Origin of the sequence: Bradyrhizobium sp. SZCCHNRI1009, from assembly GCF_032487575.1 — a bacterium.
Classification (GTDB): domain Bacteria; phylum Pseudomonadota; class Alphaproteobacteria; order Rhizobiales; family Xanthobacteraceae; genus Bradyrhizobium.
Map to the genome: position 1 here is coordinate 413,182 of NZ_JAUEUL010000005.1, position 7,376 is coordinate 420,557.

Here is a 7,376-nt window from a genome sequence, read left to right on the forward strand (position 1 = left end):
GCCCGAACGCCGCGTCGCAGCCGCGCCGCGGAGCGCACGTCGCACCGCGTTGCGCAGAGTCGCTGGCAACGACGATCTCGCGATCCATCCGCGTCCTGCCATGGCGGTGGAGCGCCGACGATGTCGGAGCTGACGCCTCGCAGGGCGGAATGTCGCCCTCCGGCCGTCACCGCAAACCCGCGGAATCGCTGAAGGAACGGATCTGGCGAGGTCAGAATCCGTTCGGTACGGACGCTCGTCCCGGCCAATGCATCGGACCAGGATTGCACGGGTCCGTCCCGGCCACTATCCTCGAGGCGAGACACGCGCTGGCCCGCATCCCACAGGAGCGCCCCATGCCGACCGCGACCCCGGCTCAGACCCTGGCTCCCCTGGACGAGACCATCACCATCGCGGAGCTGACGCGCGATCCCTATCCGATCTACCGGCGGCTGCGCCGCGAAGCGCCGGTGCTGCGGGTCAAGTCGGTGGGCCGGACGTTCCTGACCAAGGCGGCCGACACCAAATATGTGAAGGACAATGCGGCGCTGTTCTCGTCCGACGATCCGAACACGCCGATGAAGCGCGCCTTCCTCGCGCATACCCTGATGCGCAAGGATCACGACGAGCACCGCGCCGAGCGCATGGCGATGATGCCCGCCCTGATGCCGAAGACGATCGAAGCCGTCTGGGAGCCGCTCTACACCAAATTCGCTACTGATTATCTCGACCGCCTGCCGCGCGGCGAGATCGTCGATCTGTTCCCCGCCCTCGCAGGCCCCTTGGCCGCGCGCATCCTCGCTGAAGTGATGGGCATTCCCGACGCCAGCGATGCGGACATGCAGCGCTGGTCGCAGGCGCTGATCGACGGCGCCGGCAATTTCGGCTGGACGCCGGGGCCGTTCGACGCGTCTGATATCGCCAATGCGGAGATGGACCGCTGCATCCGCGCCAACATGGAGCGCGTGCGCGCCGCGCCGGATTCCTCTGCGCTCTCCTTCATGGTCAACGCGAAGAACCCGATCCCCGAGAGCCAGATCATCGCCAACATCAAGATCGCGATCGGCGGCGGCATCAACGAGCCGCGCGACGCGCTGCTGACGATCCTCTACGGCCTGCTCACCAACCCGGATCAGTTAGAGGCCGTCCGCGCGCAGGACAAATGGCGCTCCGCCTTCGAGGAAGGCGTGCGCTGGGTGGCGCCGATCCAGGCGAGTTCACGCCTTGTCATGGAGGACACCGAGATCCGCGGCTGCCTGATCCCGAAGGGCGACACCGTGATGACCATCCAGGCCTCCGCCAACCGCGACGAGGAGCTGTTCGCCGACGGCGAGCACTACAACGCGCTGCGCGACCCCAACCCCCACCAGGCCTTCGGCAACGGCCCCCACCACTGCGCCGGCGCCCACCTCTCCCGCCGCACCGTCGGCGCGATTTTGCTGCCGATGCTGTTCGAGCGGTTTCCGCGGATGGAGCTGGTGGATGCGGCCAGCGTGCGGTGGCACGGGTTCGGGTTTCGGGGGCCGCTGGGGTTGGTGGTGAGGGTACAATGAGCTCGCATCAGTCGCGAAGTAGGCTCAGGACGAACACGGGATCGCTTCTGAAGGAACTCGAACGCATGCAATACGAAGAAGATGCAAACTCATCCCTCGCCCTCCTTTTTCAGTCGGTCTAACTTTCTGCCCATGTACCAACCCAACGCGGCTCCGAAGAAAGCCAAGACAGTCCAAGACTGAAATCCGATCGCGCCGCCTCGGGCTACAATCCCAACTCCACCGATTGAAAACCCAACTAACGCACCGACGACGACGCCTGCAGTTGCACACCAGAACGACGATCGCCGATTTCCAAAAATCAGTCTAAGCATCCATCCTCCAGAGCACGCGAACTAAGGTCACAGCTAAATTGATCGTAACGCCTCGTTCTGAAACACTAGTCTGTACGAGCGATGAACTTATTGGGAACGTACTCTATCCAAACAAGGCCGATTTCGGTTTATCGCAGTGATCTAGGGGCATGTACTCAAGCTGGCGGTGCCATCTCGCGGTAGCTCCAAACTGTGCACATCTGCCCTCTACTGTTGATGTCACCGCTCCGGGGCATTGACCACAACGTCGACATGTCGACATGATAACCTATGAACGATTCGAGTCGCACAAATCCCAGATCCACGCCCCGGCAAATCGTGGGGATTAGCATGGCCCCTGAGCTTGCAGCCGAGGTCAAGGCGGAGGCTGGCCGGCGCAACATGTCGCTGAAGAAGCTGTTCGAAGAATTGTGGGGGCTCTACCAAAAGAGCGGCAAGGACTTGAGCTGATGCCCGTCAATCTCGATAAGCCGCAGAATTGGAAAGCTGATATCGCCGCCTCGGTCGACATGTACAATACGTGGTTCATGAGGTTCGCGCCGAAAGCCTTCCGCGATACAAGGGTAGAGACGACGAAGTCGGTCGAAGCGACGCTGGCGGCGACTGACAACATGCGCGACATTAAGCCGGCAATCCTGCGACGGCACCCTGAGGTTCTGTCGACCCTGCGCATGTCGACCTGCCCTCCTTTAGCGGTCGACCGTCTGATTGGTCTATCTGGTGTCTCGCCGAACCTCGTCAAGACAATGGAAGACGACAAGCGGCTTCCACCGCGCATGTCGGCAGCACTCGCCGACGAGCAATTGAGCAAGATCGGCGACATCATCGAGCAGCTTGCCGACCCCGATATCTTCGTCTGGCTAAAGCGCACCGAAGGTCCAGAGCCGCCGGAGATTCACCGCGCTGCCACCATTATCGCTGATCGGCTTTGCGGATCAGTCGCGAATCCGATTATCCGCAATGCTCAGGAAAAGCGGCAGCTCGAAGCCATCAAGCGATGGCTGGAAGCGAGGGGCTACGCACAAGCTCCGGTGGGGACGCTTTTTGACCAGATGACCGCGGGAACGTTCAGTTTCCGAATGAATGTTCCGGTTAAGCTCGAAGGCTTAGCCCAGACGGTCAATATCCCCGTCGATGCCGTCATCAAGCCCAAAGGCTCCCCAAAAGGGGAACTGCCGATTTTCATCGAGGCGAAATCTGCTGGCGACTTCACCAACACGAACAAGCGCCGCAAGGAAGAAGCCGTGAAGATGTCTCAGTTACGCAGCAATTACCAAACTCCAACCCAGCAGGTGCGATTCAACTTATTTCTCTGCGGGTATTTTGATTCGGGTTATCTAGGATACGAGGCTGCCGAGGGCATTGATTGGGTCTGGGAACATCGCATAGATGACCTTGCTCAGTTTGGAATTTAGATGAACAAGCTCGAACAGAAACGGTTGGAACTCCAAGCCCAGCTCGATAGCGCCAAGAATGCGCGCGAGCGTAACAAGCTAGGTCAGTTTGCGACGCCGACAGCGTTGGCCGATGACGTGTTGCAGTACGCGCGGAGCCTGCTGCCAACTGAAACCCCTATTCGATTCCTTGATCCGGCCGTTGGCACTGGCTCGTTCTATTCAGCCCTCACACGCGCGATCCCGGCAGAACGCATTGCACGCGCGACCGGCATTGAGATTGACCCTCACTATGCGCTGCCGTCGCGTAAACTTTGGGCGGACTCGCCCCTAGAAATCAGGATCGAAGACTTTACCCAGATCGAAGCTGATCCGACATACAATCTGCTCATCTGCAATCCGCCATACGTGCGGCACCACCACATGCAGGCGGACTACAAGGCGCGATTGCAGCTTCGCACCGAACTGGCGTCTGGCAGCAAGATTGGCGGGCTAGCGGGACTTTACTGCTATTTTATGGGATTATCGCAGGCATGGCTGGCGCCTGATGCCATCAGCGGGTGGCTTATCCCAAGCGAATTCATGGATGTGAACTACGGCCGCGCCCTGAAAAGATATCTGCTCGAACGCGTGACCCTACTGCACATCCATCGCTTCGACCCAAACGAAGCGCAGTTCGACGACGCCTTGGTGTCCTCCGCAGTGGTGTGGTTCAGAAACGCACTGCCATCCTCCGACCATAGTGTGCGTTTCACCTTCGGAGGCACTCTGTCTAATCCCGCGATCGAACGTGATGTGAGCACTAAGGCGTTGACGCAGGAAGCCAAGTGGACGCGTTTTCCCGTTGCGACTACGCGGGCAAAGTCGAATGTACCGACGATCTCAGATTTTTTTAAGATCAAGCGTGGCTTAGCGACAGGCGACAACGGGTATTTCATTCTCAACAGGGAAACTGTGGAATCCCGCAATTTGCCGCGCCAATTCCTGCGGCCAATTTTACCGAGCCCTCGCTACATCGTGGACGATATTATCTCGGCCGACGACGACGGTCTGCCGCTGATAGAACGGCAGTTATTTCTACTCGATCCGCGATTGCCAGAAGACGAGATCAAAGAGAACTACTCGAGCCTATGGACTTATTTGCAGGAGGGGCGCGAGCGCGGCTTGAATGAGCGTTATCTCTGTAGTCATCGTAAGCTCTGGTATTCGCAGGAAGACCGACCTCCGCCGCCGATTGTCTGTACCTACATGGGACGTGGCGACGCTAAGAACGGCAGGCCGTTCCGGTTCATCCTTAACGAGTCGCAAGCGACGATAGCGAACGTTTATCTAGCGATGTATCCTACGCCCGTCCTCGAAGCATCTATACGGCGTGATCCGACCTTGCTGCGACAAGTGTGGGAAGCGCTAAATCGCATAACGCCCGAGCAGTTACTCGGAGAAGGTCGCGTCTATGGTGGTGGCTTGAACAAGCTAGAGCCGAAAGAATTGGCGAATGTGCCGGCAGGCGAGATCGCTGCGCTGTTACCTGACTTCGTTCAAGCCCCGAAACAGACCGACATGTTCGCGGTATCGGATGCAGCTTGATCATTAGCAGAACGACCGGACAAAAGAGCAGTCATTGGCGCAATGAAAGCAGCTGAGTCCGCTTGCGCCTGTAGGACAATTACGAGAGCTGGCAACGCCAACGTCGGCAAACGCTGCCGCCACATCAATCACAGATCTGCGCTACCGTCGGGACGCTTTTCGAGCTGCCCATGCTATGCTGCCCTATGGTAGGGGAAGTCTCGACGCGAAGCAGCCACTTTCACGAAGCCCGGAAAGGCGTTCGTCATACTGGTCTGTGTTTCGTCGTCGCTCCCTCTTCATTTGGATGGAGTGCGAGGCTTCTTGCTTTTTACTTTGGTTTCTATGCGCTTCACCATGGATTCGGGATAGGAGGAAATCATCGCCCGCAGCTCGGCCTTTGAGGGTTGCGTGGAGCCTGTCCCTACGGTGAGGTTGTCCATCTTGGCTTGCCTTCTTTGTTGCACAGCGCGATGAGCTCTATCAGCCGGTCGGTTACCCATGCCTTTTCCCCTTTTTGCAATCGTGCAGCAATGGTCTGCTACCGACCCTCGCTCGTGTGTGCTGCGCTAGCTTTCGAATTGGCGCTGCAGGATGTTGCACCATCATTTATGTCTCTGGGAAGGGAATTGAGCCTCAAGGCCAGTTCTTCTGCGATCAACGTGTCGCCGATGTTTCTGCCGTTGACGGTCAGGATACCGCATTTTTGGCCGCCATTGCACCGCTTAGTACCAATGGTGTTTTCCGAGTACGAGCGCATTTGTCATCGCGCATTTGGGTTTTATTTCCTATGGACCGGGTGAACAAAGGACCCTGCGCGTGCCCGCAACGACGGAGGCTATCGATTTTAGGCTTACGACCCCTTTGCTTCTTGTGGAAAAACCTTAAGTTGAGAGTATCGTCAATCTAATCACGGTGCCCTATGCCCGCATCGAAGCCGCCGCGCGTCACGTTTGATACTAACGTCTGCAATGTGATCCACAATCCCGACAGATGGCCAAGTCAGGTTGATCCTGACGACGCGCGGAAGATCAGGGCGGCTATTCAGGACGGTCGGATCTTGGGGTTCGTCTCAGAGGCAACCCTGTTCATCGAGTGTCTGAGCTTTGAGGACAAACTGGCTTACCTCGCCGTTGCCGGAACCGATAAGGCGCGACCGGCTCCAGACCCGAGAGCGGTCGCGCGGTTTGAGGATGTTGGTAAAGTCGGCGCGCGACTGCTTCACGCGCCGCTCATTGGAGGCGAGATTTTCATCGACGGCTTTCAGTGGGCGGGCGACGATGTGTTGACCCAAGAGGACCGACAGTCTCGATTTTCGGAGTTTTGTCGTCCGCTCGAAGGCAAAAAAAAGCTGCAGGACTATGGGGAGGCACTGGAGGCAAGGTTTCCATTGTTGTCTCATGGAACACCGGTGAAGGGACCGGCGACTTGGCTGTCGGCCTTTAAGCGGGCGTCGGACGCTGGCGAGAAAATCAGGAACGACGTGGGTCCGATCATAGGAGAGTGGTGCGACGGCCTGATCGTCGGCTCGCACTTTGCGTACGGCAACGACGTGTTCTGCACAATGGACGAGGGCAAGGGCGCAGGGGCAGACAGTCTTTTGCACCACAGCAAGCGCGAAGCCCTTAAAGCGCAGGGGATTGTCGTAATGTCCCCTGCCGAACTCGTGCGGTGCTACGCACTGTAGTGCGGTTCTTGACCTGCGCTGCTGTTTTAACGCCCAGAGAAGCACTGTGGTGACAGTGCATTTAACTAGACCACGGCGAGAGCGATCACGTCGTTGCCGACTTGACTCAAAGTCGCTGCTCGTCTGCTTTAAACTGCCCGTCGTGCCAATCTGTCGCATTCCGTCGGGCAACTCCGCCCTTGTGTCGTCGGGCAAATCAGATCGATGCTTCCCGCCGTCTCCTGCTCGCTGAAGGGGCGTTTCGCGATCGTCACGGACCGTGGAGCGGGGGATGCGGTGGCCGCCTGGGGTCGCAGTGCGCGTTTCGCGTGCGGACGAACGAACCCCGAGCGGACGGTCAAGCCGTGTGGTCCCGACACCCCGACGCTGGTGTCTTGGTCGGCGACATCCCGATGACGGGGGCAAGCAAGCCCGGTCCCCTGGGAGAGCACGGAGCAGCCGTTCAACCCATCGCGCAGGGAAGGCCGGTTGTTCGGCCAATCCTGTGGTGACTGCCGCCTGCTTTTCTTTCTGCAGGCGGGCCATGGGTGCGGCCTGCACCCGGCCTTCCCTGCGCCCTTCTTCTGGAGGGTGCCGAGATGAAGCAAAGCTCGGACGCGAATGTGCGCCGCGAGGCCGAGGAGCCGCGTTTGCAGGTCACAGATGAAGGGTTGAGCGCCGGGGAATGGCGCTCCCTAGGGGAATCGAACCCCTGTTTCAGCCTTGAGAGGGCCGCGTCCTAACCGCTAGACGAAGGGAGCGTGAGGTGAACCGCATAGCCTTGAACGCGCCGCGCCGCAAGACGGGGGATGGGAGTTTTTTCGGGTGGTGGTGGAGAGAGTCCCCGTGGGGACCCCCACCCCCGACCCCTCCCCGCAAGGGGGAGGGGAGTCGACTGCCCGAG

The 7,376-nt window shown here is 59.1% G+C and carries 4 protein-coding genes and 1 tRNA gene; 4 read left to right on the forward strand and 1 reads right to left on the reverse strand.

Features of this window, described 5'->3' with window-relative positions; all coding sequences use genetic code 11:
- Positions 1-335: 335 nt before the first annotated feature.
- From QX010_RS12795 to QX010_RS12810, 4 genes are all read left to right on the forward strand, one after another.
- Positions 336-1,532 carry a cytochrome P450 gene (locus QX010_RS12795; protein ID WP_316179815.1) on the forward strand — a complete coding sequence of 399 codons (1,197 nt, stop codon included), beginning with the start codon at positions 336-338 and terminating at the stop codon, positions 1,530-1,532.
- Positions 1,533-2,295: 763 nt separating this feature from the next.
- Complete coding sequence (locus tag QX010_RS12800) at positions 2,296-3,261, forward strand: XamI family restriction endonuclease (protein WP_316179817.1); 966 nt, start codon at positions 2,296-2,298, stop codon at positions 3,259-3,261.
- Positions 3,262-4,827, forward strand: coding sequence for a class I SAM-dependent methyltransferase (locus QX010_RS12805; protein ID WP_316179819.1), 1,566 nt, complete (start codon positions 3,262-3,264; stop codon positions 4,825-4,827). It abuts the gene before it with no gap.
- A 901-nt stretch (positions 4,828-5,728) separates the two neighbouring features.
- Positions 5,729-6,493, forward strand: a complete 765-nt coding sequence (locus tag QX010_RS12810; protein WP_316179821.1) for a hypothetical protein — start codon at positions 5,729-5,731, stop codon at positions 6,491-6,493.
- Between the two features lie 665 nt (positions 6,494-7,158).
- On the opposite strand, the gene QX010_RS12815 is transcribed toward QX010_RS12810, so the two are convergent.
- Positions 7,159-7,233, reverse strand: a tRNA-Glu gene (locus tag QX010_RS12815).
- Positions 7,234-7,376: the final 143 nt, after the last annotated feature.

Bases quoted from the DNA above. Each gene is read 5' to 3' on its own strand.
- QX010_RS12795 (WP_316179815.1), top strand. From the start codon at position 336: ATGCCGACCGCGACCCCGGCTCAGACCCTGGCTCCCCTGGACGAGACC.
- QX010_RS12800 (WP_316179817.1), top strand. From the start codon at position 2,296: ATGCCCGTCAATCTCGATAAGCCGCAGAATTGGAAAGCTGATATCGCC.
- QX010_RS12805 (WP_316179819.1), top strand. From the start codon at position 3,262: ATGAACAAGCTCGAACAGAAACGGTTGGAACTCCAAGCCCAGCTCGAT.
- QX010_RS12810 (WP_316179821.1), top strand. From the start codon at position 5,729: ATGCCCGCATCGAAGCCGCCGCGCGTCACGTTTGATACTAACGTCTGC.